Origin of the sequence: Blastomonas sp. CCH1-A6 (genome assembly GCF_001556365.1) — a bacterium.
In the GTDB taxonomy this organism is placed as follows: domain Bacteria; phylum Pseudomonadota; class Alphaproteobacteria; order Sphingomonadales; family Sphingomonadaceae; genus Blastomonas; species Blastomonas ursincola.
In genome coordinates, this window is sequence record NZ_LSIS01000557.1 from 1 (window position 1) to 1,219 (window position 1,219).

General features: G+C 68.5%; 1 protein-coding gene. It reads right to left on the reverse strand.

The genetic code is table 11. The annotated features are described in order from the left end of the window. On the reverse strand, positions 1-1,219 hold a 1,219-nt coding region (locus AX735_RS23975), incomplete at both ends, for a TraG/VirB4 family ATPase (RefSeq protein WP_446471861.1).

Genomic DNA, 1,219 nt, shown 5'->3' on the forward strand with positions numbered 1-1,219 from the left:
CTCGTTCGGCAGGAAGATGCGCGTCGGGCAGCTCTCGATGATGGCCGGCGCGATGCTCGACGTCTCGATGTCGGCGAGGCTCTGCGTCGCGAAGACGACGCTGGCATTGCGCTTGCGCAAGGTCTTCAGCCACTCGCGGAGCTGCGCGGCGAAGTCCGGGCTGTCGAGGACCAGCCAGCCCTCGTCGATGATGATGAGCGTCGGCGAGCCGTCCAGCCGCGCTTCGATCCGGTGGAACAGGTAGGAGAGCACCGCGGCGGCCGAGCCGGCGCCGACCAACCCCTCGGTCTCGAAGGCTTGCATGTCGGCTTCGCCCAGCCACTCGGCCTCGGCGTCGAGCAGCCGGCCCCACGGCCCGCCGATACAATAGGGCGCGAGCGCCTGCTTGAGCTGCTGGCTCTGCAACAGCACCGCGAGCCCTGTCAGCGTGCGTTCGGCGGGCGGTGCGCTGGCGAGCGAACCGAGCGCCGACCAGATATGCTCCTTGGCCTGAGGATCGACCGCGACGCCTTCGGACGCGAGGATCGCCGCCAGCCATTCGGCCGCCCAGGCGCGTTCTGCCGGATCGTCGATGCGGGCGAGCGGCTGAAGCTGCACGCCGTCGCCGGCTTCGTCGGCGAGCATCCCGCCCAAGTCCTGCCAGTCACCACCCATGCCGATCGCGGCGGCGCGGATGCTGCCGCCGAAATCGAAGGCGAAGACCTGCGCGCCTGCATAGCGCCGGAACTGCATCGCCATCAGGGCGAGCAGCACTGACTTGCCCGCGCCGGTCGGCCCGACGATCAGGGTATGGCCGACATCGCCGACGTGAAGGGAAAACCGGAACGGGGTCGAGCCTTCGGTCTTGCCGTAGAGCAAGGGGGGCGCACCGAAATGATCGTCCCGTTCCGGCCCCGCCCAAACCGCTGATAGGGGGATCAGGTGGGCGAGATTGATGGTGGAGATCGGCGGTTGCCGGACGTTGGCGTAAGTGTGGCCGGGGAGCGAACCGAGCCACGCTTCTACGGCGTTCATCCCCTCGGGAAGACACGTGAAGTCGCGGCCCTGGATGACCTTCTCTACCAGCCGCAGCTTCTCGGCAGCGATGGCGGGATCACGGTCCCATACCGTCACCGTCGCGGTGACGTAGGCCATGCCGGCATAGTCGGCGCCCAGCTCCTGCAGGGCGGTGTCGGCGTCGGCGGCCTTGTTCGAGGCGTCGCTGTCGAGCAGCGTGGAC